This window comes from Chryseobacterium formosense (assembly GCF_900116415.1).
GTDB lineage: Bacteria > Bacteroidota > Bacteroidia > Flavobacteriales > Weeksellaceae > Chryseobacterium > Chryseobacterium formosense.
Genome location: NZ_FPAP01000001.1, coordinates 705,782 through 731,251, shown reverse-complemented (window position 1 = coordinate 731,251; position 25,470 = coordinate 705,782). Strand labels below are relative to the sequence as shown.

The following is a 25,470-nucleotide window of genomic DNA, read 5'->3' as shown; positions in this document are numbered from 1 at the left end:
TATTGTACAAAGATATACAAAAATATAATAACAAAAAAAGCACCGAACGTATCGATGCTTTTGTATTTTTGAATATTTTATTACGAGTTTTTCAAAGCTTCTGCTCCTGAAACGATCTCCAAGATTTCGTTTGTAATAGCAGCCTGTCTTGCTTTGTTGTAGAAAATAACCAAGTCGTTTTTCAGAGCCTGAGCATTGTCGGTTGCTTTGTGCATTGCCGTCATTCTCGCACCGTGTTCTGAAGCTACAGAGTCTAAAACAGCTTTGAAAACCTGAGTTTTAATAGATTTAGGAATCAAATTATCCAAAATCTCGTTTCTGTTCGGTTCAAAGATATAGTCTGTTTCTACTTCAGTCTCTTCATTTTCGACCATTGAAATTGGTAAAAGCTGTTCTGTAATCACTTCCTGAGTAGCAGCATTGATGAATTTATTATAAATTAAATACACTTCATCAAATTGGCCATTCAAGAATTTTTTCATAACAGTTTCTGTAATATTAGAAACTCTTTCGAAATTCAGGTTATCAAAAACGGCACTTTCATTTGAAAATACAGTACGGTTTTTTCTTATTGCGTCGTAAACTTTTTTACCGATGGTAAGAACTTCAATTTCGTACTGAGAATTATTCTGAAACTGGTGGTTTAATTCTTTTACCACAGAAGAGTTGAAAGCACCCGCCAAACCTCTGTTTGAAGTTACAGCAATGAAAAGCACTCTCTTTACTTCTCTTTTCTGAGCATAAACAGAAATCTGATCAGGATCTGAACTGGAATTTACATTCTGGATGATCTCCTGAAGTTTTTCAGAATAAGGTCTTAACATTACGATTGCATCCTGAGCTTTTTTAAGTTTCGCAGCGGAAACCATTTTCATAGCTCTTGTAATTTGCATCGTAGATGAAATTGAACTGATTCTTCCTCGTATTTCTTTTAAGTTTGCCATTCGAAGGATTCAAAGTTTAATATTCCTAATTCAAAATTTTGAACTTTGAATTAGGAATTTTGAATTAATTTTAGTTATATTTTGCAGCTAAATCATTAGCAGCCTGCTTAAGAACACCTGTAATATCGTTATCGATTTTTCCGGCTTTTAGAGCAGCCATCGTTTCAGGATGCTTTGATCTTAGGAATTCGATATATTCGATTTGGAATTCTTTTACTTTTTTGATAGGAACGTTTCTCATTAAGTTCTCAGTACCTGCATAAATCATAGCAACCTGGCTATCAACAGGAAGTGGAGAGTTAACTGGTTGCTTTAACAACTCAACGTTTCTTTCACCTTTAGAGATAACTGCTAAAGTAGAAGCATCAAGGTCTGAACCGAATTTAGCAAACGCTTCCAATTCTTTATACTGAGCCTGGTCTAATTTAAGTGTACCAGAAACTTTTTTCATTGATTTGATCTGAGCATTACCTCCAACACGAGATACAGAAATACCTACGTTGATTGCAGGACGAACCCCAGAGTTGAATAGATCAGACTCTAAGAAAATCTGTCCGTCAGTAATCGAAATTACGTTTGTCGGAATATATGCAGAAACGTCACCCGCCTGAGTTTCGATAATCGGAAGTGCCGTTAATGAACCACCACCTTTTACTAAAGGTTTTAAAGATTCAGGTAAATCATTCATCTGGCTTGCAATAGTATCATCAGCGATCACTTTTGCAGCTCTTTCCAATAATCTTGAGTGAAGATAGAAAACGTCTCCAGGATAAGCCTCACGTCCCGGTGGTCTTCTCAATAGTAGAGAAAGCTCACGGTAAGCAACAGCTTGTTTAGATAAATCATCATAAACAATTAGAGCAGGTCTTCCGGTGTCTCTGAAATATTCTCCGATAGAAGCTCCTGCCATTGCAGAATACACCTGCATAGGAACCGGATCTGAAGCATTAGCAGCGACAATTACGGTATAAGCGAGCGCCCCTTTATCTGATAAAGTTTTTACAATCTGAGCTACAGTAGAAGCTTTCTGCCCGATTGCAACATATATACAATATACTGGCTGACCAGCATCATAAAATTCTTTTTGGTTGATGATCGTATCGATCGCAACAGTAGTTTTACCTGTCTGTCTGTCACCAATGATAAGCTCTCTCTGACCTCTTCCTACAGGGATCATAGAGTCGATTGCAACGATACCTGTTTGTAAAGGCTCAGTTACCGGCTGTCTGTAGATAACTCCCGGAGCTTTTCTTTCCAGTGGCATTTCGTATAATTCCCCAGCGATAGGACCTTTACCATCGATTGGGTTACCAAGAGTATCAACTACTCTACCCAACATACCTTCTCCTACTTTAATAGAAGAGATTCTGTTTGTTCTTTTTACGGTATCACCTTCTCTTACCAATTTACTTTCACCCAAAAGAGCAACACCTACGTTGTCTTCTTCAAGGTTTAGTACGATACCTTCTACATCGCTAGCAAATTTTACCAACTCACCGTATTGTACATTTTCTAACCCGTATACACGAGCAATACCATCACCGATGGTAAGAACTGTACCTACTTCCTCAACGTTTGATTGAGTATCGAAGTTGGCCAATTGCTGTTTTAAGATCGCAGATACTTCTGCCGGATTTATTTCTGCCATTGTATGGTTGTTTTTTTCTTAATTTAAAAGTCTTAATTTAACATCTTCATTCGAATATTTATCAATAAACAAATCTTCTTTGCCTTCATCTGTTTTACCTTCAGAGTCAAAAATACCTGCTTTATAAATATTTTTAATTAAATCTTTAATAGATATATCAGTATAAAGTTCCTTGCCATTATTTAAAAATTTCACAGTAAAAATTGCTCTTCTGGTCATTTTGGGGCAATTATTTGCTGGACAACCAATTGATCCATAAGCAGGATTTGGCACTTCGTAATAGCTTGGCTTAATAACAAATAATTCTTTGTTAGATAATGTTGAAATAGTTGTGACCCCATCATCCTCATATTTGTACACTTCAACTTTATCAATTGATACACTACCATCTTTCAGTTTAACTTTCTGTCCAAAAGCAAAAAAAGAAACGATAAGCATAGATACTAACAATATTTTTTTCATTTTTAGTGTGTTTTTAATTTAACTGAAAGTCTTTTTTAATTTTATTCAATTTTGATTTTACAGAGGCATCAACCTGCTGGTCTCCTACTCTTAAAATGTAACCTCCTAAAATAGCAGGATTTACATTTACCTCAAGATCAAATTGTGCGTTTTGGTTTACAAGATCTGTAGATCTTAAGATTTGCTCAATGTTTTCATTGGAAATCTGCGTTGCCGTAGTCAAAGTAATTCTTTGAACTCCTTTGATGTCTTCAACTTTATTGATGAATTGCTGAGCAACATTTTTAAGCTGATTTTCTCTTCCGTGCTTGATAATCAGTTTGATTAAATTCTGAGAAACCAGTGAGAAACTTTTGAAAATCTCGCTGGCTACTTCAGTTTTCTTGTTTGCATCAATGTAAGGTGTCAGAAAAAACTTGTTCAAATCTGCAGATTCAGACATAATCTTTACAACATCTTTCATTTCTGAAAAAACAGCATCGGTTTGTCCGGATTCGTTTGTGAAATCCAACAGACCTTGTGCGTATCTTTTAGCTACTTTAGATGTAAGCATTCTTAGTTAAGATTTGATTTGTTTAAATAATTCTGAACCAACTCATTCTGAGCTTCAGTGTTGTCTAATTTTTGTTTAAGAATAGATTCTGCAATATTTACAGACAAAATTCCGATTTGAGATTTGATGTCTGCCATTGCAGCATTTTTCTCAGCATTGATGGTTTGTCTTGCAGCTTCGATCAATTTATCTCCTTCAGACTTAGCAGCATCTTTAGCTTCAGCTACGATTCTGTCTTTAATTTCTCTGGCTTCTTTTAAGATCGCATCTCTTTCGATTTTAGCCTCACGCATAATTCTTTCGTTATCCGCTTTAAGAGTTTCCATCTCTTTTTTAGCCAATTTAGCCTGATTAAGAGCATCCTGAATATTGTCTTCTCTTGTTTTTACTGCACTTAGGATTGGTTTCCAAGCGAAAGATCTAAGAAGAACTACTAATAATAAAAATACTACAGCTGTCCAGAATATGTTACCAATTGAAGGAGTTAATAATTCCATTTTATATCAATTATTTTTTTAATTTGTTTTAACTTTTTTAAAAGAATTCTACAAACCAACCGTTTGTAGAATTCTGTTTGTTTACTATCCGTTTCCTAGTAATGCTACTACGATACCGAATAGACCAGCACCCTCGATAAGAGCTGCTGCGATAATCATTGCAGTTTGGATTTTTCCTGATTGCTCTGGTTGTCTTGCAATACCTTCCATTGCGCTACCACCAATTTTACCAATACCTAATCCTACACCTAGAACTGCTAAACCAGCTCCGATTGCTGCGATACTACCTGTCATAATATTATAATTTAAAAAGTTGTTTTATAATTTAATTCTAATTAATGATCGTGGTGTGGCTCTTCTACAGCCGACCCGATGAATAATGCCGTCAACATCGTAAAGATATAAGCCTGTAAAGCCGCTACCAATACTTCCAAAACATAAATGAATAATGATAAACCTAATGACACCGGAGTGATTGCGTAAGTCTGCATGATGAAGATCAAAGCAATCAAACTCATGATGATGATGTGTCCTGCTGTCATGTTAGCAAAAAGACGGATCATCAATGCGAAAGGTTTAGTAATAATTCCTAATAATTCTACGGGTACTAATATAATATAAACCAAGATTTTCCCAGCGAAAGGCATATTGCTTCCCAATGGATCAAACATGTGCATCCAGTATGTTTTTCTACCGCTCAAGTTTACAATTAATAAAGTAAATACTGCAAGAACCATTGTAAATGCAATGTTACCTGTTGTATTAGCAGCTCCGGGAAGTAATCCTAAAATATTAAGAACCCAGATAAACAAGAACAATGTAACCAAATAAGGAACATATTTTCTGTATCTTACAGAACCGATGTTTTGCAGAGCAATTTCGTCTCTTACAAAAACGACAATCGGCTCGATGAATTTTGCGATTCCTGAAGGAACCTGAGATTTTTTATAACTTGATGCTGAAGCAAAACCGATGATTAATAAAATAACTGCAGCTAAAAGCATTTGAGCAACTACTTTAGTAATAGAAAAATCTAAAGGTTGAGCATTTGTCGGATGACCATCGTGCATATCTAAATCACCAGCAGCATTTGTAGAATAAATTTTGTTGTGGTGTACTTTGTAGAAACTTCCGTCTACTTCAGCAACCTTTTCTTCTTCGTGTCCGAATCTTTCAGAACTGAAAACTTTCAAACCGTTGTCCCAAAGAATTACAGGTAAAGAAATTCCTACAGAATTGTGACCTTCACCCCAAAGATGCCAATTGTGTGCATCCGCAATATGGTGCATAATAAATGGAACCGGATTGTACTTTTCATCCTTTGCAGCTTCCGCAGTACCTTCGTGAGTTTCCGCAAAAGAGAAGCAGAAAACAAAAAGATAAAGGGCGATTAACAGTTTTTTAAAACTCATGACTAGACTTTATTTCTAAAATTTTTGCAAAAATATAAATTTTTATTCGATTTTTAGTAATTCTTCAATTTTATATTACATGATATTAGTCTTGTTTTTTGACTAATTTTAAAACGAAAACGACTTCCACCAAAAGGTAAACCCAGTACAGAACGAAGTACGGCACAATGTTCAGCCTGAATTCTTTCTGAAACACAGCTATATAACCCATTGCGAAAAATTTAAAAACGACGAACCCAAGGAAAATAAATCCTATTACATTCTTTTTTTCAAAAGCAAAAACAATCAAAATCGTTAATAAACTAATCAGCGTAATAAAAAATATAAGAATATGGATTTTATAATTGAGCTCCACTACATTATTTTCTGCCAACTGCCACTGCAAAGCAAATAGCACCGCAGAAATCAGCAGAAACAATCCCAATCCTTTTAAAACAACAATCAATTTTTCCATTGGCTGCAAAACTACCAAAATTTATCAATATCAAAAGTTTTAAATAAAATCGTCTTAGGCTACTAGAAAAAAGGCTTTTGAAATACATTTTAGAAATTAACCCAAAATTTTTTAAATATGAATCATCTCAAGGTTATTAGATATAAAATTATTATTTTTGCAAACCATTAATATAGAAACAATATGTTTAATAGTTTACAGGATAAATTAGACAAAGCCCTTCATAATATTTCCGGACGTGGAAAAATCACTGAAATCAACGTTGCGGAGACCGTAAAAGAAATTCGCAGAGCATTGGTAGATGCCGATGTTAACTATAAAGTTGCTAAAGACCTTACCAAAAGAGTTCAGGATAAAGCTTTAGGACAAAACGTTCTTACATCACTTACTCCGGGACAATTGATGACAAAAATTGTTCACGACGAATTGGTAGACTTGATGGGTGGTTCTCAGGAAGGAATTAATCTTTCAGGAAAACCTTCTGTTATTTTGATTGCCGGTCTTCAGGGTTCAGGTAAAACGACTTTCTCAGGAAAATTGGCTAATTATTTAAAAACTAAAAGAAATAAAAAGCCATTATTGGTTGCGTGTGACGTTTACCGTCCTGCTGCGATTGATCAGCTTAAAGTTTTAGGTGGACAGACAGGAGTTCCTGTTTACACGGAAGAAGGAAACATGGATCCTTCAGTGATTTCCCAAAATGCGATTAATTTTGCTAAATCGAACGGTCACGATATTGTAATCGTCGATACGGCAGGTCGTTTGGCAATTGATGAGCAGATGATGAATGAGATTAAAACTGTTCACACCACCATTAAACCAAACGAAACACTTTTCGTTGTCGATTCAATGACAGGTCAGGATGCGGTAAATACTGCAAAGGCTTTCAACGACACTTTGAATTTTGATGGAGTTGTTTTAACAAAATTAGACGGTGATACCCGCGGTGGAGCTGCTTTAACGATTCGTTCTGTGGTTGAAAAACCAATTAAATTCATCTCGACAGGTGAGAAAATGGAAGCTTTAGACCTTTTCTACCCGGAAAGGATGGCAGACAGAATCCTGGGAATGGGAGACGTTGTTTCCTTAGTAGAAAGAGCTCAGGAACAATTTGACGAAGAAGAAGCTAAAAAACTTCACAAGAAAATCGCTAAAAACGAATTTGGTTTCGATGATTTCTTAAAGCAGATCAACCAGATCAAAAAAATGGGTAATATGAAAGACTTGATGGGAATGATTCCGGGAGTTGGAAAAGCCATTAAAGATGTTGAAATCAGCGATGATGCATTTAAACATATCGAAGCAATTATTCATTCAATGACCCCAGATGAAAGAAGAAGACCTTCAATTATCAATACTCAGAGAAAAAACAGAATTGCGAAAGGTGCAGGAAGAAAAATTGAAGATGTAAATGCTTTAATGAAGCAGTTTGACCAAATGGGAAAAATGATGAAGATGATGCAAGGACCACAAGGAAAACAAATGATGCAGATGATGAGCAAAATGCCAAATATGCCTGGAATGGGTGGAATGTTTGGAAAATAATTTTTGCAATTTGCTAATGGTTTTTGCTGTTGGCTTTAGATAAATAAAACTCTCAGATTTTTTCTGAGAGTTTTTGTTTGAAATTATTATATGTAAAGTTAATAGGATTGCATCCTATCCTTTAGAAAATCGTCCCTTCGGGACTCTTTTTAAATGATTATTAAGCTTTTCTCTCTAAATTTAAAACCTGTATCGGCTGATAAACAACGGGTACATATTCTACCAAGACATCATTTCGGTCTAATCCGAAAGCGTCTTCATCTTTTTGGGCATAATTCTTTAAGAAGAAATAAGAATTCAGAATGACACCTTCTTTCAAAGCAAACTCATTTTCGACAGAAAGAAATTTTTCGATCAGGATAAATTTAAAATCGATGGTCGGATTATATTTTGTAGAGCCGTTGTTTCTTAAATGTAAATTCAATTCTTTATTGGCAATCAGATCATCAATAATTTTCTCGAAGTACAGTTCGGTTTTTGGCTGAATTCTGAAACCGATATTCAACACAATCTTTATCACTTTATCATCCACCAATTCGGAAACTTCATAATCTAAAGTATAAGGATGATTGGTTCTGTTGATATGAAAAAACCAATACACATCGGCTCTTTTCGGTTTTTTATCGAAAATAGAATTGATGATTTTCTCTTCAATCTGATCTCTTCTGTCTGCTTTTGTCAGATAAATAAGGTGCGTTGTATATTTTGGAATTGTTTCATCGTGACTCAATTCTACAATTTGGTTCGCAAACTTACCAAGGTCTGTAAATTTCGTGTATCGGTTGTTGATTTTTCGCCCAAAATAACTGATGTACATCACCATAAAAAAGATTCCGCCCACAAAAACCGTGATATAGCCACCTTCCTGAAATTTAACCAAATTCGCAATGAAAAATGAAATTTCAATAATGATGAAAACAGAAAGCAATAAAAAGACGAAAATTTTATTCCATTTTAATTTATAAACCAAGAAGAATGATAGTAAAAATGTCGTCATCATCATGGCTAAAGTGATTGCCAAACCGTAAGCCGCTTCCATTCTTGAAGAAGTCTGGAAATACAAAACCACAAGCAGACATCCCGCCCATAAAATATTGTTCACACTTGGAATGTAAATCTGACCTTTCGTTTCCGTAGGCTGTTTTATGGCCACTCTTTGCCAGAAATTTAAACTGATCGCTTCATTAATTAATGTAAACGAACCACTGATCAAAGCCTGGGAAGCCACAATTGCCGCCAAAGTAGAAATAATAACGCCGGGAATCAGAAACCATGAAGGCATCATTTCAAAAAACGGATTTCTTCCTTCCAATAAAGGATTTCCCTGGTAAAGAAGCCACGAAGCCTGTCCGAGATAATTCACAATCAGGCAAACTTTTACAAATCCCCACGTAATTCTGATGTTTTCTCTTCCGCAATGTCCCAAATCTGAATATAAAGCTTCCGCTCCGGTTGTACACAAAAATACCGCTCCCAAAAGCCAGAAACCTTTCGGATATTGCGATAAAAGTTCGTAAGCGTAATACGGATTTAAGGCTTTAATCACCGATGGATAATGCACAATCTGGCTTAACCCCAAAACCAGTAAAACCGTAAACCAAACCATCATAATCGGACCAAAAGCCCGTCCCACATTTTGTGTCCCGAAACGCTGTAAAAAGAAAATCAGTGAAATAACTGCGATCACAATCGGAACTACCGGAACGTGCTCTACTCCCTTAATAATTCCCAAACCTTCAATCGCCGAAGTGACGGAAACTGCAGGCGTTATAATCCCGTCAGCTAGCAATGCAGCCGCACCAATCATTGTAGGAATTACGATTTTTCTGCCATATCTTCGGACTAAAGAATAGAGTGAGAAAATTCCGCCTTCGCCTTGGTTATCGGCTTTCAGTGTAAGCCAGACGTATTTTACGGATGTTTGTAAGACCAAAGTCCAAAAGATGCAGGAAACACCACCTAAAACCAAGATTTCACTGATGTTTCTTTCTCCGATAATGGCTTTAAACGTGTACAACGGACTCGTACCGATATCACCATAAATAATTCCCAAAGCGACCACCAATGAAGCAAGTGTCACTTTTTGCTTAGTGTCTGTTTTCACAAATTTTATATTTAATTTCAGATACAAAATTGCTCTGAAATCTGTTGGTAAAATGTAAAGTTTTGGCGGGGTTGTATAAAGATTTTATAAAGATCGGGAATTCAATTTTATTAATTAGAAGTTGCAACAGAACTAACGATTTATTACATTTATAAATTCTCATATTAGAAAAGTAATGGATAAAAGATTCACCGACATTCTCGAACTCATCAAAAATTCTAGAAACAATGGTTTCAGAATATCAAACATAACTTCATTATAAGAAGATTTTGCAGAAGAAATTGCATGAGATTTTTGAGGAAAAATGATATTTTTAGATTAAATCAATCTCCCAATACAGTTTAAATTTCGAATGAATATATTATAAAACCTCTTTAATATTTAACAATAATAATTATACCTATGAAATTCTTATCGATTTTTAAAAATAAAATATTAAAATCAAAACAAACTACAAAAGAATCAAAACTCGTAATCGAACTGAGAAAAATAGATTTAAGTTTGGAAAATAAAAAAAAGATTATTTTAAATTCTTTATCTATAGATCTAATCGAATCAATGTTGATAATTTTTGAAAATGAGAAAGCTGAGTTTTCATTTTACGATCCAAAATATTATCCATCCACAGATCCAGGAGCATATTTTTCTTACTCATTTCAATCATCTGATTCTTCATGGAATATGACATTGGGAAATCATGGATGGAGCGGTGGTATCTACACAATTGATAGAACAGTAATTATAAAACAGATTGCAAGTATAATTAATTTGACGACGAGAATTGAAATAGAAATAGAAAATGTAAATTTTTTCAGTAACTATCAACAAAAAAATGTTTCTCAAAATGAGGAACAAAATTTAAAATTGTTAAAAATTCATTCTTAATTTCTGGTATTCCATTTTAGTCTATCAAATGGTAAAAGAATCATTGATTTTTTAAATATATACAATTACCTCACTTCCCAAACCGATACCCCACTCCACTTTCCGTAATAATATACTTCGGCTGATTGGGATTATCTTCAATTTTCTTGCGTAAAGTTCCGACAAAGACGCGTAAATATTGAGTTTCGGTCTGAAAACCGACACCCCAGATTTCTTTTAAAATAAACTGATGCGTTAAAACCCGGCCTTCATTTCGGGCAAAAAGTGAGAGCAAATTAAACTCTGTGGAAGTAAGTTTCAAGACTTCATTATTTTTCTTTGCGGTGCGGGAAATAATATCAATTTCCAGTTCACCGATTTTGATATTGGATTCGTCGTTTTCGGTGCTGTTTCTACGGATAGCGGCACGAATTCTCGCCAAGAGTTCAGCAGTACGGAAAGGCTTCGTTAAATAATCTGTAGCACCATTATCCAAAGCCGAAACAATGTCTTCCTCATTATCAATTACCGAAAGAATAATAATCGATTTATTGTACCATTCCCGAAGTTCTTTTAGTACGATATGTCCGCTTTTATCGGGTAATCCGAGGTCGAGAATAATCAGTTCGGGAGGATGATGGGCTGCAGAAATCTGCGCTTCTTTTCCCGTCGTTGCCAAACGAACCTTATAATCGTTGCTTTCTAAGGTAATCTGCAGCAGTTTTCGGATTTGCGCTTCGTCATCGACGACCAAAATTTCGTGCTTATTCATTTTTCAGATGATTTATGTAAGAGGTTTCTGCAGGAATTTCTATCTTAAAAACCGTTCCGTTCGGATGGTTATTCTGTAATAAAATTGTCCCATTTTGTGCTTCTGTAAAGCCTTTTACGATCGATAATCCCAATCCGCTTCCCCCAGTTTTACTGTCTGGAAGTCTTCGGAATTTGTCGAAAATCAGTTGATGTTCGCTTTCAGGAATTCCGTTTCCATTGTCTGAAATAATGATCTTGCAGTTTTCAGATTCGTGAAAAATTTTAATTTCAATAATAGAATTTGACGGTGTGTATTGTACGGCATTATGCAAAAGATTCAACAAAATCTGCTCGGTAAAACCAATATCCAATTTAAAAAGCGGAAGATTTTCATTAAAGGTATAATTCAATTGATGCCCATCACAGTTTTCAATTTTCTGAATAACGGAATTCACCAGTTCATTCATATCACACCAATCTGATTTCGGCTTTAAAATTCCGCTTTCGATACGGCTCATGTTGAGAATATTTTCAACTTGTCTGTTCAGACGAACGGTGGCAATATCAATATCATTTAATAAATCTAATTGCTGCTCATTATTCAACTGTAAATTGGAATCTTTCAACGTATCGACAGTTCCTAAAATTGTGGAAATCGGCGTTCGTAATTCGTGGGATAACGAGTTTAAAAGCGTATTGTATAGTTTTATCGTCTGCTCTTTTTCTTCTTTATCTCTGGCTTTTCGTTCTGCCTGTCTTATTTTAAAAGTTAATACAGCATTGAGAGACGCCACAAAAAAATACGATAGAAACGTCAAAAGATCTTCCGTACTGCTTATGTGTAAAGTAAATTGGGGCGGAATGAAGAAGAAGTTCCAGATAACCGCACTCAGAAAAGCCGCTAAAAGCACCGGTAAAATATCAAACAGCATCGCAACTACCGAAACGGTGAGTAAAAGGATTAATGCTGCAATTCTGTAGTTTATCTCGTCTTTTATAAGGAAACAAAGCACAGAAACTGTAAGTACAGAAAGTGTACTTAATGCATATTGCCGGTATTGTAAGGTTGCAGAAGTTTTCAAGTTTGATCTAAAAAGAAAGTAAAATTAGGTATTTAGCTATAAAGATTTTATAAATATTTTCCCAATGTGAATATTTAAAGTGATTCAAGAAAGATTAAGCTGAGTTTAAAATAAAAAATCCCGAGAAATATTCTCAGGATTGATATTCAGTTTAAAGTAGAGATTATTATTTATCTGTTTTCTGAGCTTTAGACTTGATGAAATAAGAGAAACCAATGTTTGCTCCGAAAGTTTTCACGTTTGTCTTAAGTTCTGTTCCGAAATAAGTTTCTTTGTTTGAGAACTGATCATAAGAAAGTCCTAAGTTGATCCCCAAAGACTGTGTTGCCATATAAGTAACCCCTCCTTTCACCTTCCAAGCCAGACCGTCTGTTGTAGATTCCATAGATTCTGATACTCCCATAACATCTACAGAACCTTTGTTTTTAACCGATGCATACCCGATTCCTGCTCCTAAAAACGGAACAAATTTAGAATCGTTTGCAAAATAATACGTAGCAGTCGGCATTACAGCCAAACTTGTTGTTGTAGATTTTGCACCTTCAAATTTTGTAGTCGCTGTGGTAAAACCAAGATCGATCCCTACTGCCAATTTGTCGATCACAAAATATCCTACAGACGGCGTTAAAGAAAATGTGCTTACTTTAGGACCATCTGCAGATTCTCCTTCCGCTTTGTAAGTTGTGTTCACGTTATTGAAACCCATTCCTGTGTTTCCGCTGATTACCCAATCTCCTTTAGTCATTTGAGCATTTGCCAAACCGAAAAGTGCAATTGCACCAACTAGTAATGATTTTTTCATAGTATTGATATTTGAGCCGCGAAAATACAAAAAAAATCCTGAGAAAAATCTCAGGATCTTGATTTATTTTATGTTTGCTGATTATTTAGCGAAAACATATTTCACACCGATACCTACGTTTGCAAGGTTTAAACCGAAGTTGAAGTTGTTTACATTTTTAGCTCCTTCAACATCATATTTTGAAGTGTTGTAACCAAATTCTCCGATTGTAGCTTCGATAGTCCAGTTTTTGTTTAAGAAATAATCTAAACCTGGCTTGATAGAAACACCAAATGCATTATAGTTTACTTTGTTAGAAATTGTAGTATTGTCTTCATTTTCTTCATACTTTTCAGTACCGAATTCCATAGGAACTGAAAGCTGACCGAAGATATATAATTTTTCTCCTAAAGTCCAATATTTTCTTACGAAAGGCTCTACTACAAATGCAGACATAGTTTCTTTATCATAACCGTTTTCGTAAGTTGTTTTGTCAATGTTTGATGCATAACCAACTCCTAAACCAACTGCCAAGTTTGGTGCAACAAAATAACCAACTGTAGGAACAACTGCGAAGTTATCTACTTTTCTGTCGTTGTTGTTGTTTTCTACTGAAGAATAACCAACTACACCAGATACATAAGTAGTTCCTTTAGCGATTTGCGCATTAGATAAACCGAAAAGTGCAACAGCACCAGCTACTAATAATTTTTTCATTTTTTAATAATTTTATACTTTCTTGACTGCAAATTTATAAGGGTATATTCTAATATTAAAATTTGTTAACATGATTAATATCACTGTTAAACAAAGGCTTTTTATTAATTAAAATCGCATTGCAGAGATTTAATTATCTTTTTTTCAACAATAGCCAAAAAAAAACTCCAATTTTTCAACTGGAGCTTAATATGATCTGTATTTTAGATATTTTACTTTCCTAAAAAGAAATTCACGCCAAGATTGATAGCGCCAAAGTTTGAATCGATTCTTCGGTCTCTGTCTCTGTCCCAGTCGCCTCTCTCACTGCCAATATTCTGGTAACCTAAATATAATTCAGCTCTAGACATCTGTAATCCTACTTTTGGATATACATATAAACCGCTGTCGATACCATCTTTCGTAGAAATTGCTCCACCAAGATCAAGACCAACGAATAACGGAATGCCATTAAATTTATACTTTCCAGACGCTGCCAAAGGGATAAATCCGAAATCATCCCATCTGTCTTTACCGAAAAAATGAGAATATCCTGTCGCAACCCCCACATCAAGACCTTTCATGATATTCCACATATAAGATGCATCAACACCCAATGTAAAAGCTGAAATATTTGCAGCATCACCCACCGGAGCACCGATGTGACCGCCCAATTTAAATCCTTCCTGCGCCTGAGCTACCCCTCCAAAAAGGGCAAAAGCACCCAGCAATAGTAATTTTTTCATTGTAATAATTTAAAATTTTGTTATTAACTCAATGCTTCCTTTATAGCAAACACAGTGCCGCAGAAGTTTCTTACAACAAAAAAGCAAGACAAAACTGTCTTGCTGTATGATAATTGCTTGAGTGGTAATTTCTTAGTTCCCTCCGAACTTGAAACCTACACCAACTTGGAAAAAGCTGTTTTTTGAAGTTTCATTAAATTCAGGATTTTTAACCAAATTAGAAACACCTAAGTTATATCTTGCGTCGAAGAACAAACCGTTTTCTAACATATATTCAGCACCGATAAATGGAGCTATGTTTAATGTATTTGTCTGATCTTTAATATCTGTTTCAGCATCAACACCAATTTCTACTCCCGGAATATTTAGACCTCCATCAAATACTGTCTTATTTTTAGCCGAAAGAATGACTCCGAAACTTGCTCCTGCAGAAACAGAAAAACTTTCAGAAATAAAATACTTTGCAGAAACCGGAATCAATAAAGTTCCTAACGTAGTTTTTGATTTTAAATTGAAATAATTTCCAGGATTATCTTCATCTTCTTCCTTGATTACCGTTTTACCACCTAATGGTGAATATAACAATTCTCCTTGAATACCAAACTTGTCACCAAATTTGTGTTCTACCATACCTCCAACATAGAAAGTGTGTGAAGGATCAGAACTTTCAGATCCCAAATCGCTTTCATATTTAAGTGTAGATAAAGAATAACCAGCTTTCACACCAAATCTTGTCTCCTGTGCATTTGCAACAACTCCCATCATTGCAACAGAAGCAATAAGTAATAATTTTTTCATAGTTTAAATTAATTTTTTAACATATTTTAAGAGTTCAAATATATCACTTTTTATAGAACTGCAAAATATTTTTAAAAATTATTGAACTTTTTTCAAAATTATTCTCTGTTACGCTTATCTTCTTCGTTATATGCCAAGATGATTTTCTTTACGACAGGGTGTCTTACAACATCTTCTTCGGTTAAATACACAAAGCCAATTTCTTTTACATCTTTCAAAATTCTCATCGCTTCTTTTAAACCTGAATGCTGTTTCGGAGGCAAATCGATCTGTGTGGGATCTCCGGTAATGATAAATTTAGCATTCATCCCCATTCTCGTCAAAAACATTTTCATTTGAGCGTGGGTTGTATTCTGGGCTTCATCCAATATGACAAAAGCATCATCCAAAGTTCGACCTCTCATGAAAGCCAAAGGAGCAACCTCAATCACTTTTTTCTCCATAAAACCTTCCAGTTTCTCATGCGGGATCATATCACGGAGTGCATCATATAAAGGCTGTAAATAAGGATCAAGCTTTTCTTTAAGATCTCCTGGTAAGAAACCCAGACTTTCCCCCGCTTCCACAGCAGGTCTCGTTAAAACAATTCTTTTAACTTCTTTATCTCTTAAAGCTCTTGCCGCCAAAGCAACACTGGTATAGGTCTTGCCTGTTCCTGCAGGTCCAATGGCAAAAACCATGTCTTTTTTCTCGGTTTCTTTAACGAGTTTTTTAAGATTTGTCGTTTTTGCTTTAATGATTTTCCCATTAACACCTTTTACGATAATATCCTGGTCAAAAACCAAATGTTTCTCGTTCTCATCTTTAAGATTAAGGAAGTTCTCAATATCTTTTAGTCCGATAGAATTATTTTTAGAGATAAAAGCAACAATATCATCCAGTTTTTGTTTAAATATATCTAAAGCTTCCTGATTACCCATCGCAAAGATAAAATGATCGCGACCTGTAATTTTAAGCGTCGGAAAGCTTGATTTTATTAAATTGAAATATTGGTTATTAACTCCGTAGAAGTTTTTAGAATCTATATCTTCTAATTCATAGGTTAATTCAAACATGCAAATATTTTTATTTTAGATTTTAAATTTAAAAGTTTTTTTTCAATTTTAAATCAAATTCTTATCCACAATAGCCGTTTGTTTCTTTTTATTTTAGATAAATTTGCAGTTCTATCCCTTTTATTCATGTCAATTATTACCCTCACTTCAGATTTCGGAAGATTAGATTACAGAGTTTCAGCAATGAAAGGAAAAATCCTGTCTTTAAATCCTGAAGTCAACAGCGTTGATATTACCCATGATATTCAGGCATATAACCTTATTCAGACGTCTTATATCGTAAGAAATGCTTACCGGTATTTTCCAAAAGGAACGATTCATATTATTTCTGTGGACAGCTTTTACCACAAATCGAGAAAAAATATCCTTTATAAAGCAGACGGACATTATTTCTTAGCTGCTGACAACGGCCTTTTAAGTTTAATTTTTTTCGATATTAAACCTGAAGCAATCTACGAAATTACTTTAAACAATAGGTTTGATGATATTGTCAACTTTACTTCAACCGATGTTTTTGTTCCTGTTGCTGTACATCTCGCAAATGGTGGACTTCCTGAAGTAATCGGTAGAAAAATAGAGACTGCAAAACAGCTTTTATTCCCGAAACCTGTTTATAATGAATCTGAAAAGATGATTATTGGCGAAGTAATGTACATTGATAATTTCGGAAATATAATCTCAAATATCAATAAAGATTCTTTTGAAAGTTTAGCAAAAGGTTTTGAAAATTTCACCATTAAATTCAGGAATTTAAGCCTGTCAAAAATCTATTCCAGTCACACAGAAGTAGTCGTTGATTGGGAGCGGGAAACCGAGTACCATGGGCAATCTGCAGCAATATTTAACGACAGCGATCAGTTGGAATTAACCATTTATAAAGGCAGCAAAAAAAATGGTGCTAAAACCCTTTTCGGGCTGAATGTGGGAGAAAATATTTACATCGAATTTTTCTAAAATTATCTATTTCATAAAAAAACCGATTTTTTTTATATATTTGTCAAAATCTAAAATTTAAAAATGGCAGAATACAAATTATTGCTTCCTTCGATGGGTGAAGGCGTGATGGAAGCTACAGTTATTACTTGGTTATTCAATGAAGGAGATCAGGTAAAGGAAGATGATTCGGTAGTAGAAATTGCAACAGATAAGGTAGATTCAGACGTTCCGACACCAGTTTCGGGAAAAATCGTAAAAATCCTTAAGCAGAAAGATGAAGTTGCAAAAGTAGGTGAAGCCATCGCTATTTTAGAAATTGAAGGAGAAGGCGGAAATACGGCTTCAGAAGAAGTAAAAACTGAAACTCCGGTTACCGCTCCCGATGCAGAAACTTTGAAAACTATTGAGCAGCCATTGCAAGTTGCTGCCTCTACAGAATTTTCGGGAGACTTATACCTTTCTCCACTTGTAAAATCAATTGCACAACAGGAAAATATTTCTGAATCTGAACTAAAAACCATTAAAGGCAGCGGTTTAGAAGGAAGAATTACCAAAGAAGATATTTTAGGATACGTTGCAAACAGAGGAAATCAGCCTGCTCCACAAGCTACTCCTGCTCAACAAACTGCTTCAGCTCCTACTCCAAAAGCTGCTGTAAGTTCGACTCCGGCAACAACCATTTCAACTTCTGCAGGTGATGAGATCATTCCGATGGACAGAATGAGAAAAATCATCGCTGAAAATATGGTGAAAGCGAAGCAAATCGCTCCTCACGTAACGTCTTTCATTGAAACTGATGTGACCAACGTTGTAAAATGGAGAGCTAAAAACAAAGATCTATTTGAAAAACGTGAAGGTGAGAAATTGACTTTCATGCCAATTTTTGTAAAAGCCATCGTAAAAGCGATTCAGGATTTCCCAATGATCAATGTTTCTATCAACGGAGACAACATCATCAAAAAGAAAAATATCAATATCGGTATGGCAACTGCTCTACCTGATGGAAATTTAATTGTTCCTGTTATTAAAAATGCAGATCAGCTGTCGTTGTCAGGTTTGGCAAAAGCGATCAATGATCTGGCTTACAGAGCAAGAAACAAAAAATTAAGACCGGAAGATACTCAAGGTGCAACGTATACGATTTCAAACGTAGGAAGCTTCGGAAACCTTATGGGAACTCCGATTATTCCTCAGCCTCAGGTTGCAATTATGGCAATCGGAGCAATCGTTAAAAAACCTGCAGTTCTTGAAACTAAAGATGGCGATGTAATTGCGATCCGTCAGTTGATGTTCATGTCTCACTCTTACGACCATAGAGTTGTAGACGGTTCTCTTGGAGGAATGATGCTGAAGCATGTTCATGATTACCTTGAAAATTGGGATTTGAATACAGAGATATAAGTAATGAATAATTAGTAATAAGTAATTTTACTTTACTGCATATTTTAATACAAACCTTCGAGTTTTCTCGGAGGTTTTTTTGTTTAAATTTTTACAATTAAATTTAATATTGAATTCCGTTAAAAGCTTTCATATTACTAAAAATTAATTTAGATTTGAAACATGCGCAGAATTTTGGTCTCCATTCGAAAAGGACTTAAAAAATCTTTCGACAATATCCGAAACGAACAGCTGAAACAAAATCTGCTTCAGGCAATTCCGTTTTGGATTGGTTCTGTCATTACCGGTTTTTTTGCCGTGATGTACGCTAAGATATTTTCATGGGGAGAAAACCTGCTTCATTTTATTTTAGACTGGCACGATTGGATGATTTTCATCATCGCACCGATTGGTTTTGTTTTATCATGGTGGCTGGTAAAGGAATTCGCACCCAATGCCAAAGGAAGCGGAATTCCGCAGGTGATGGCGGCTGTAGAACTTGCAAATCCTAAAGAACACAAAAAGATACGAAGTCTTTTAAGTTTAAAAATTATCGTATTTAAGATTATTTCATCTGTTATTTTAGTTATTGGAGGCGGTGCTGTGGGACGAGAAGGACCAACAATTCAGATCGCAGGTTCTATTTTTCGAAAAGTAAATGAATATCTTCCGGATTGGTGGCCGAAAATATCCAAGAAAAACATGATTATGACCGGAGCCGCAGCCGGACTTGCAGCAGCTTTCAACACGCCTTTAGGCGGAATTGTATTCGCTGTCGAAGAACTTTCAAAAACTCACATCAATTACTTTAAAACAGCACTTTTTACTGCAGTTATTATTGCAGGTTTAACAGCGCAGACCTTAGCCGGTTCTTATTTATATTTAGGTTACCCAAAAACAAATGATGTTTCATTAATGGTCATGTTTCCGATTGTTCTTGTTGCAGGAGTTGCAGGAATTTTAGCTAGTCAGCTTTCCGTAATCATGTTGAAAATGAATGACTGGAAGAAGAGAAATCTTAAAACAGACAGAGCAAATGTTATTTTTTTAGTAGGCTGTGCTCTTTTAATCGCCTGTGTTTCTTTTTTCATCAGCCGTGAAGTTTTGGGCTCAGGAAAAGAGATTATGGAACGTGTACTATATACTCAGGATAAACATGAAGATTGGTATGTTCCGATTTTAAGAATGTTTGGCCCTGCCTTATCATTTACTTCAGGGGGTGCAGGAGGAATTTTCGCACCTGCTTTAACAGCCGGAGCAAGTATCGGATCTGTAATTTCCGGAATTATTGACTTAACACCTAATGAAACAAACGTCGTCATTCTTGGCGGAATGGTTGCCTTTCTTACAGGCATTACCCGCGCTCCGTTTACTTCTGCAATTATTGTCCTGGAAATGACCGACAGACATTCGCTGATTTTTCACTTAATGCTTGGAGGAATGGTTTCTTCAATTACTTCTATTTTAGTGAGTCGTCATTCTTTATATGATGTCCTGAAAATCAATTTTTTAACAGAAATTAGGAAAGATTAAAATTCCATTAAAAAACCACCAAATAAATTCACCAAAAAATGAGTTTTTAATATTTTTTATTAACTTGTCTACAAATTCAAAAAATAACTTAATATGAAAAAACAATTACTCAATGTATTATTTTTAGCATTTCCTGTATTTGGCTTTAGCCAGATATTTCAGGAAAATTTTGATGGAAACGGTCAGGGAATTTCAGCATGGACTATAATCGATGTAGATGGACTAACCCCTGCGGCAAGTGTGAATTTTATTACAAATGGCTGGAACCGAATCGACAGACAAGGAACTAATGGAAGTTTTGGAGGTCCCGCAGGAAATTATGCAGCAATGAGTACTTCCTGGTATACACCAGCAGGAACTTCGAACGATTGGCTAATATCGCCTACAATACCTGTTTCCGGAGCTTCACCAACTTTATACTGGGATGCAAAAGCGCAGGATGGAGATTATCCTGATGGTTACAAAGTAATGCTTGCTCCCAATGGAGGAAATACTGTGAATGACTTCACCGTTGAACTTTACAATACTGCTGGTGAAAATAAATACTGGACAAGCAGAGCTGTAAGTTTAACTCCATATATCGGTCAGAATATAAGATTTGCTTTTGTAAATAACAGTAACGATAAATTTATGTTGATGGTAGATAACATTAAAGTAGATTACACTTATGTTGCACCACCACCTTCTTATTGTGGACCGCTTGTATTTGCAGATTTTTTCGGTGATGATGGTGATGAACCAATTACTTTGGTAAATTTTGCAGGAATTAATAATACAACCAGTGCAACTGCATATTTAGGAAACAGCCATGAATATTTCCTTTCACAAACTGCTAATGTAGCCAGAGGACAGTCTTATGATATTACTTTAAAAGGTAACACGGGAGGAAATTACACAAACCGTTTTGCAGTATTTATTGACTGGAATCAAAATGGTAATCTAAGTGATGCCGGAGAAGTATATACTGTAACACAAACGATTGTAAATTCCACGGGTACAGATGCAATTCAGGCAGTACATTCTATAGCTGTTCCTCCAACAGCTCTTCTTGGAAACACCAGAATGAGAGTTAAAAAATTAGATACCACAACTGATCTTACACTTCCTTGTGAAGATGGTAGTTATGGACAAGCAGAAGATTACACTGTAAATGTTTCTGCAGCTCTATCTGTAAATGATTTGGCTAAAAAAGATGAAAATCTCAAAATATATCCAAACCCTGTTTCAGATATGCTAAACATCAGTTCAGATTCAAAAGTAAAACTTGTTAAAATTTATGATGCAAGTGGTAAAAATGTTTTAGAAACGGAGAAAACAAATATTAATGCTTCAGGATTAACATCAGGAACATACATTGTCTCTGTGCAAACAGAAAAAGGAGTTCAATCTGCAAAAATTATTAAGAAATAACAGCTTTTTTATTGAAGTTAATGAAGACCTGCTTTTTGCAGGTCTTTTTTTAATTATATCAAAAGCTATATTGCATATTACAAATATATTACCTATTTTTGCACCTCGAAATAATTAACAAATTCATTTACATTATGAACAATTACGAAACTGTTTTCATTTTAACTCCCGTTCTATCTGAGTCACAGGTAGAGGAAGCAGTGAACAAGTACGTGGATCTTTTAAAAGAAAAGAACTGCGAAATCGTTGCCAAAGAAAATTGGGGACTAAAGAAATTAGCTTATCCTATTCAATTAAAAAAGAATGGATTTTACACTTTAATTGAGTTTAAAGGTGAAGGTACTGTAGTTGCTGATTTAGAATTGGCATTCAAACGTGACGAGAGAGTAATCCGTTACCTTACTACAAAACTTGATAAGCACGCTGTAGAGTATGCTATCACTAGAAGAACTAAAGTAAAAGCAGCTAAAGCTTAATTATTAACCCTATTTTTTAAAAAAGACAAGACATGGCAATAGATGATATGGCTAAACAAGCCTCAGCTGGAGGAGAATCTGAAGTAAAATTCCTTACTCCGCTTGATATCAATACAAAATCTGAAAAGAAATATTGTAGATTCAAAAAATACGGAATTAAGCACGTTGATTACAAAGATGCTGATTTCTTATTACAGTTCGTAAACGAGCAAGGTAAAATTTTACCAAGAAGATACACCGGAACTTCTTTGAAATACCAAAGAAAAGTTTCTTCTGCGATCAAAAGAGCTAGACATTTAGCTTTGATGCCTTACGTAGCTGACTTATTGAAATAAGACAAAAAATAAATAAAAGAAGAGAGTAATCTCTTCTTTTGTTGCTGAATTAATTAATAAATTCTAACGAAGTAACGAGTACCCGGAATATAAACCGAAACTCGGAACTCTAAAACGGACAACAACAATGAACATTATTCTAAAAAAAGACGTTGAAAACTTAGGTCTTGAATTCGACACAGTAAATGTAAAGCCTGGTTATGCTAGAAACTTCTTGATCCCTCAAGGATTTGCACTTTTAGCTACTCCTAAAAACGTAGCAGCTCTTGAAGCTACTTTAGAGGCTAGAAAAGAAGAAGAAGCAAAATTAATCGCTACTGCAAACGGTGTGGTTGATCAATTGAAGAAGACTTCTATCACTATTCCTGCAAAAGTAGGTACTGGTGATAAATTATTCGGTTCAATCAACAATGCTGATTTAGCTGAAGCGTTAGGAAAAGCAGGTGTATCTGTAGATAAAAAATACATCAAAATCCCTGGAAACACCATTAAGAGAACAGGTAAATTCACTGCTCTTGTTAGACTTCACAGAAATGTTGAGTACAACTATGAGTTCGATATCGTATCTGACGCTCCGGTTGAAGCTCCTAAACCAGCTGCTCCTAAAGCTAAAGTTGAAGAAGCTCCTTCTACTGAAGAAGCTTAATCAAAAAGACGAGATTTTCTCAAGATATAAAACCACTTCAATCGAAGTGGTTTTTCTTTTATATCATTACAACAAGCATATATTGAAGTTGTTTGATTTTAGAAGCTATTTCCCGCTCTCCGCACTCGCTATTTTTTGTTTTCGGCGGCGGCTTTGCCGCCGCCGAAAACAAAAAATGAGCTCAAACAATTGCTGCGATCGGGGCTATGATTGCAGCCCGCTATTCATAATAAGAATTTAAAACAAACATTGTCTTTCAATTTCAAACTAACGGTAAATATTACTTATAAAAGAATAAAAGGCAGAAAATTTGCTATAAATCAGGAAATTCAGTTTATGGAAATTCAGGAAATCGTATCGAAGCAGAAAGAGTTTTTTAAAACGCAGCAGACAAAAAATCTCAGATTCAGAAAGATGTATCTCGAAAAACTTCGGGATGTTATTCTTCAGAATGAGAATCTTCTCTATGAAGCTATTGAGAAAGACTTTGGTAAGTCTAAATTTGATACTTTCACCACCGAAATTTCCTTTATATTAAATGATATTAAATATTATCTGAACAATTTAAAATCGCTTTCAAAACCTAAAAAAGTACGTACCAACATTATTAATCAAATCGGAAAGAGCAGAATCTGTTCTGAACCTTTAGGAAATATTCTCATTATCGGAGCGTGGAATTACCCTTATCAACTGTCGCTCTCCCCTATTGTAGCAGCTTTAGCTGCTGGAAATTGCTGCATTGTAAAACCAAGCGAAATCGCTGAAAATACAATGAAAGCAATGGTAAAAATCATCAATGAAAACTTTCCTTCGGAATATTTATATGCTTATGAAGGCGGAATTAATGAAACAACCGAACTTTTAAAACTAAAATTCGACAAAATATTTTTTACAGGAAGTACAAAAGTCGGGAAAATCATATACGAAGCTGCGGCAAAAAATTTAACACCCGTCACTTTAGAATTAGGCGGAAAATCTCCGGCAATTATTACCAAGGAAGCTAATCTTGAAGTTGCCGCCAAAAGAATTGTCTGGGGAAAATTTTTAAATGCCGGACAAACCTGTGTGGCTCCCGATTATTTATTGGTAGAAGAATCTGTCCAGGAACAGTTTTTAGAGATGCTTAGAAAATATATTCAGGAATTTAAATATGAAATAAATTCTGAAAATTATACAAGAATTATCAATTCAAAGAATTTCGAAAGGCTTACTAAGCTTATCAATAAAGATAAAATTTACTTTGGAGGAAATTCAGATCAGGAAAAATTATACATCGAACCCACAATTTTAACGAATGTCAATTGGAATGATGACGTGATGCAGGATGAAATTTTCGGACCCATTTTGCCAGTTATTTCGTTTACCAATTTCAATCTTGTTTTAAATGAAATTTTAGAACACGAAAAGCCTTTAGCGGCTTATTTATTCACCCAAAATTCCGAAGAGAAGGAAATGTTCAAAAATAAACTTTCATTTGGCGGAGGTTGCATCAATGACGTCATGATGCATTTAGGAAATGAAAACCTTCCGTTTGGCGGAGTCGGAAATTCAGGAATCGGTAATTATCACGGTAAATTTGGTTTTGAAACATTTTCTCATCAAAAAGCCGTTCTGGAAAAAGCAACCTGGGGCGAACCAAATATTAAATATCCACCCTATTCTGAGAAAAAATTAAGTTGGATCAAAAGATTTCTGTAAATAAAAAACCGGGAGAAAATTCCCGGTTAATTTTTTAAGATTTCGTTGGAGTCCATTTGTTGAAAAACTCTTTTACTTTTTCTAAGCTGTATCCTTTTCCTTCTTCCAAAACATCACTCTGCTGGATATGGAGTGTTTTTCCGTTCTTATCTAAGATGATGAAAACCGGATACCCAAACTTTTCACCCGGATTACCGTATTTTGCAAAAGTTTTTTCGTTCTTATTATCCGGCGAATAGTTCAGATGATAATATTCATAGTTTTTATCAACAATATTCTTCAACTCGGGTGTTGTTTGTACATACTGATTGAATCTCAAACACCAGATACACCAGTTCCCACCTGCCTGAATTATGATATTCTTATTTTCTTTTTTTGCTTTTCCAATTAAAGCCTGAATATCTTTTTCTGCATCCGCTTTAGGATCATAAGGTTTAGGCAGCTTTGCTTTTTCTTCAGCTGCTTTCTTTTTTGCTTCCAGCTCTGCATGATCGGTTTTTACCAACAAAGTTTTATCCTTTTCCCTTACATTTGATTCACTCTTCAGATCCTGAGAAAATCCGAGAAAACCAATTCCTATAAAAGCTGTAACTATCAATTTTTTCATAACATAAAAATAAAAAAATAATAGTATTTACAAGCAAAAATAGAACCATAATTTT

General features: G+C 34.9%; 27 protein-coding genes. 10 read left to right on the top strand and 17 right to left on the bottom strand.

Annotated elements, in window-relative coordinates:
* Positions 1-80: 80 nt before the first annotated feature.
* The 8 genes from atpG to BM371_RS03380 all read right to left on the bottom strand — a co-directional run bounded on the left by atpG (position 81) and on the right by BM371_RS03380 (position 5,970).
* Entirely contained in the window at positions 81-944 is an 864-nt protein-coding gene (atpG, locus tag BM371_RS03415; protein ID WP_034675849.1) for an ATP synthase F1 subunit gamma, read from the bottom strand.
* Positions 945-1,014: 70 nt separating this feature from the next.
* Positions 1,015-2,592, bottom strand: a complete 1,578-nt coding sequence (atpA, locus tag BM371_RS03410) for a F0F1 ATP synthase subunit alpha (RefSeq protein ID WP_034675846.1) — start codon at positions 2,590-2,592, stop codon at positions 1,015-1,017.
* An 18-nt stretch (positions 2,593-2,610) separates the two neighbouring features.
* Positions 2,611-3,054: a hypothetical protein gene (locus BM371_RS03405; protein ID WP_131430927.1), complete on the bottom strand. Its 444-nt coding sequence runs from the start codon at positions 3,052-3,054 to the stop codon at positions 2,611-2,613.
* A 13-nt stretch (positions 3,055-3,067) separates the two neighbouring features.
* Positions 3,068-3,607 (bottom strand): ATP synthase F1 subunit delta, encoded by a 540-nt coding sequence (gene atpH, locus BM371_RS03400; RefSeq protein ID WP_034675841.1) that lies wholly within the window; start codon positions 3,605-3,607, stop codon positions 3,068-3,070.
* 2 nt (positions 3,608-3,609) lie between these two features.
* Positions 3,610-4,104, bottom strand: a complete 495-nt coding sequence (locus BM371_RS03395; protein WP_034675838.1) for a F0F1 ATP synthase subunit B — start codon at positions 4,102-4,104, stop codon at positions 3,610-3,612.
* Positions 4,105-4,188: 84 nt separating this feature from the next.
* The gene (atpE, locus tag BM371_RS03390) at positions 4,189-4,398 is read right to left on the bottom strand and encodes an ATP synthase F0 subunit C (RefSeq protein ID WP_034675836.1); all 210 of its coding nucleotides are present in this window, start codon (positions 4,396-4,398) and stop codon (positions 4,189-4,191) included.
* 41 nt (positions 4,399-4,439) lie between these two features.
* Entirely contained in the window at positions 4,440-5,516 is a 1,077-nt protein-coding gene (atpB, locus tag BM371_RS03385) for a F0F1 ATP synthase subunit A (protein WP_034675833.1), read from the bottom strand.
* Between the two features lie 85 nt (positions 5,517-5,601).
* Entirely contained in the window at positions 5,602-5,970 is a 369-nt protein-coding gene (locus BM371_RS03380; protein ID WP_034675830.1) for a hypothetical protein, read from the bottom strand.
* A 183-nt stretch (positions 5,971-6,153) separates the two neighbouring features.
* Here BM371_RS03380 and ffh point away from each other — a divergent pair, with 183 nt between their 5' ends.
* Positions 6,154-7,515 (top strand): signal recognition particle protein, encoded by a 1,362-nt coding sequence (gene ffh / locus BM371_RS03375; RefSeq protein WP_034675827.1) that lies wholly within the window; start codon positions 6,154-6,156, stop codon positions 7,513-7,515.
* Positions 7,516-7,675: 160 nt separating this feature from the next.
* Here ffh and BM371_RS03370 read toward each other — a convergent pair whose 3' ends face one another.
* Positions 7,676-9,619: a KUP/HAK/KT family potassium transporter gene (locus BM371_RS03370; protein ID WP_034677315.1), complete on the bottom strand. Its 1,944-nt coding sequence runs from the start codon at positions 9,617-9,619 to the stop codon at positions 7,676-7,678.
* 402 nt (positions 9,620-10,021) lie between these two features.
* Between BM371_RS03370 and BM371_RS03365 the strand changes: the two genes are divergently transcribed.
* Positions 10,022-10,504 (top strand): hypothetical protein, encoded by a 483-nt coding sequence (locus BM371_RS03365; protein WP_034675824.1) that lies wholly within the window; start codon positions 10,022-10,024, stop codon positions 10,502-10,504.
* A gap of 70 nt (positions 10,505-10,574) precedes the next feature.
* Here the strand turns inward: BM371_RS03365 and BM371_RS03360 are convergent, their stop codons facing one another.
* The 7 genes from BM371_RS03360 to BM371_RS03330 form a co-directional block, all read right to left on the bottom strand.
* Positions 10,575-11,255 carry a response regulator gene (locus tag BM371_RS03360; RefSeq protein WP_034675822.1) on the bottom strand — a complete coding sequence of 227 codons (681 nt, stop codon included), beginning with the start codon at positions 11,253-11,255 and terminating at the stop codon, positions 10,575-10,577.
* Entirely contained in the window at positions 11,248-12,318 is a 1,071-nt protein-coding gene (locus BM371_RS03355) for a sensor histidine kinase (RefSeq protein WP_051882752.1), read from the bottom strand. Before BM371_RS03355 ends, BM371_RS03360 begins: the two co-directional genes overlap by 8 nt.
* Before the next feature lie 166 nt (positions 12,319-12,484).
* Positions 12,485-13,120 (bottom strand): OmpW family outer membrane protein, encoded by a 636-nt coding sequence (locus tag BM371_RS03350; RefSeq protein ID WP_034675819.1) that lies wholly within the window; start codon positions 13,118-13,120, stop codon positions 12,485-12,487.
* Between the two features lie 81 nt (positions 13,121-13,201).
* Complete coding sequence (locus tag BM371_RS03345; RefSeq protein WP_034675815.1) at positions 13,202-13,816, bottom strand: outer membrane beta-barrel protein; 615 nt, start codon at positions 13,814-13,816, stop codon at positions 13,202-13,204.
* Between the two features lie 212 nt (positions 13,817-14,028).
* The gene (locus BM371_RS03340; protein WP_034675813.1) at positions 14,029-14,541 is read right to left on the bottom strand and encodes a hypothetical protein; all 513 of its coding nucleotides are present in this window, start codon (positions 14,539-14,541) and stop codon (positions 14,029-14,031) included.
* Between the two features lie 132 nt (positions 14,542-14,673).
* Positions 14,674-15,339: a porin family protein gene (locus BM371_RS03335; RefSeq protein WP_034675810.1), complete on the bottom strand. Its 666-nt coding sequence runs from the start codon at positions 15,337-15,339 to the stop codon at positions 14,674-14,676.
* A 98-nt stretch (positions 15,340-15,437) separates the two neighbouring features.
* Positions 15,438-16,394, bottom strand: coding sequence for a PhoH family protein (locus tag BM371_RS03330; RefSeq protein ID WP_034675807.1), 957 nt, complete (start codon positions 16,392-16,394; stop codon positions 15,438-15,440).
* 126 nt (positions 16,395-16,520) lie between these two features.
* Here BM371_RS03330 and BM371_RS03325 point away from each other — a divergent pair, with 126 nt between their 5' ends.
* From BM371_RS03325 to BM371_RS03290, 8 genes are all read left to right on the top strand, one after another.
* A complete protein-coding gene (locus tag BM371_RS03325) occupies positions 16,521-17,348 on the top strand; it encodes an SAM hydrolase/SAM-dependent halogenase family protein (RefSeq protein ID WP_034675805.1) in 828 nt (275 codons plus the stop codon).
* A gap of 63 nt (positions 17,349-17,411) precedes the next feature.
* The gene (locus BM371_RS03320) at positions 17,412-18,731 is read left to right on the top strand and encodes a dihydrolipoamide acetyltransferase family protein (protein ID WP_034675802.1); all 1,320 of its coding nucleotides are present in this window, start codon (positions 17,412-17,414) and stop codon (positions 18,729-18,731) included.
* Positions 18,732-18,893: 162 nt separating this feature from the next.
* On the top strand, positions 18,894-20,243 hold the full coding sequence (locus tag BM371_RS03315; protein WP_074958531.1) for a chloride channel protein: 1,350 nt from the start codon (positions 18,894-18,896) through the stop codon (positions 20,241-20,243).
* Between the two features lie 93 nt (positions 20,244-20,336).
* Positions 20,337-21,653 (top strand): T9SS-dependent choice-of-anchor J family protein, encoded by a 1,317-nt coding sequence (locus BM371_RS03310; protein WP_034675799.1) that lies wholly within the window; start codon positions 20,337-20,339, stop codon positions 21,651-21,653.
* Positions 21,654-21,787: 134 nt separating this feature from the next.
* Entirely contained in the window at positions 21,788-22,129 is a 342-nt protein-coding gene (gene rpsF / locus BM371_RS03305; protein WP_034675796.1) for a 30S ribosomal protein S6, read from the top strand.
* A gap of 32 nt (positions 22,130-22,161) precedes the next feature.
* The gene (gene rpsR / locus BM371_RS03300) at positions 22,162-22,464 is read left to right on the top strand and encodes a 30S ribosomal protein S18 (RefSeq protein ID WP_034675795.1); all 303 of its coding nucleotides are present in this window, start codon (positions 22,162-22,164) and stop codon (positions 22,462-22,464) included.
* A gap of 127 nt (positions 22,465-22,591) precedes the next feature.
* The gene (rplI, locus tag BM371_RS03295) at positions 22,592-23,110 is read left to right on the top strand and encodes a 50S ribosomal protein L9 (RefSeq protein WP_034675793.1); all 519 of its coding nucleotides are present in this window, start codon (positions 22,592-22,594) and stop codon (positions 23,108-23,110) included.
* A gap of 294 nt (positions 23,111-23,404) precedes the next feature.
* A complete protein-coding gene (locus tag BM371_RS03290; RefSeq protein ID WP_262486418.1) occupies positions 23,405-24,808 on the top strand; it encodes an aldehyde dehydrogenase in 1,404 nt (467 codons plus the stop codon).
* Between the two features lie 34 nt (positions 24,809-24,842).
* Here BM371_RS03290 and BM371_RS03285 read toward each other — a convergent pair whose 3' ends face one another.
* Positions 24,843-25,415: a thioredoxin family protein gene (locus tag BM371_RS03285; protein WP_034675791.1), complete on the bottom strand. Its 573-nt coding sequence runs from the start codon at positions 25,413-25,415 to the stop codon at positions 24,843-24,845.
* Positions 25,416-25,470: the final 55 nt, after the last annotated feature.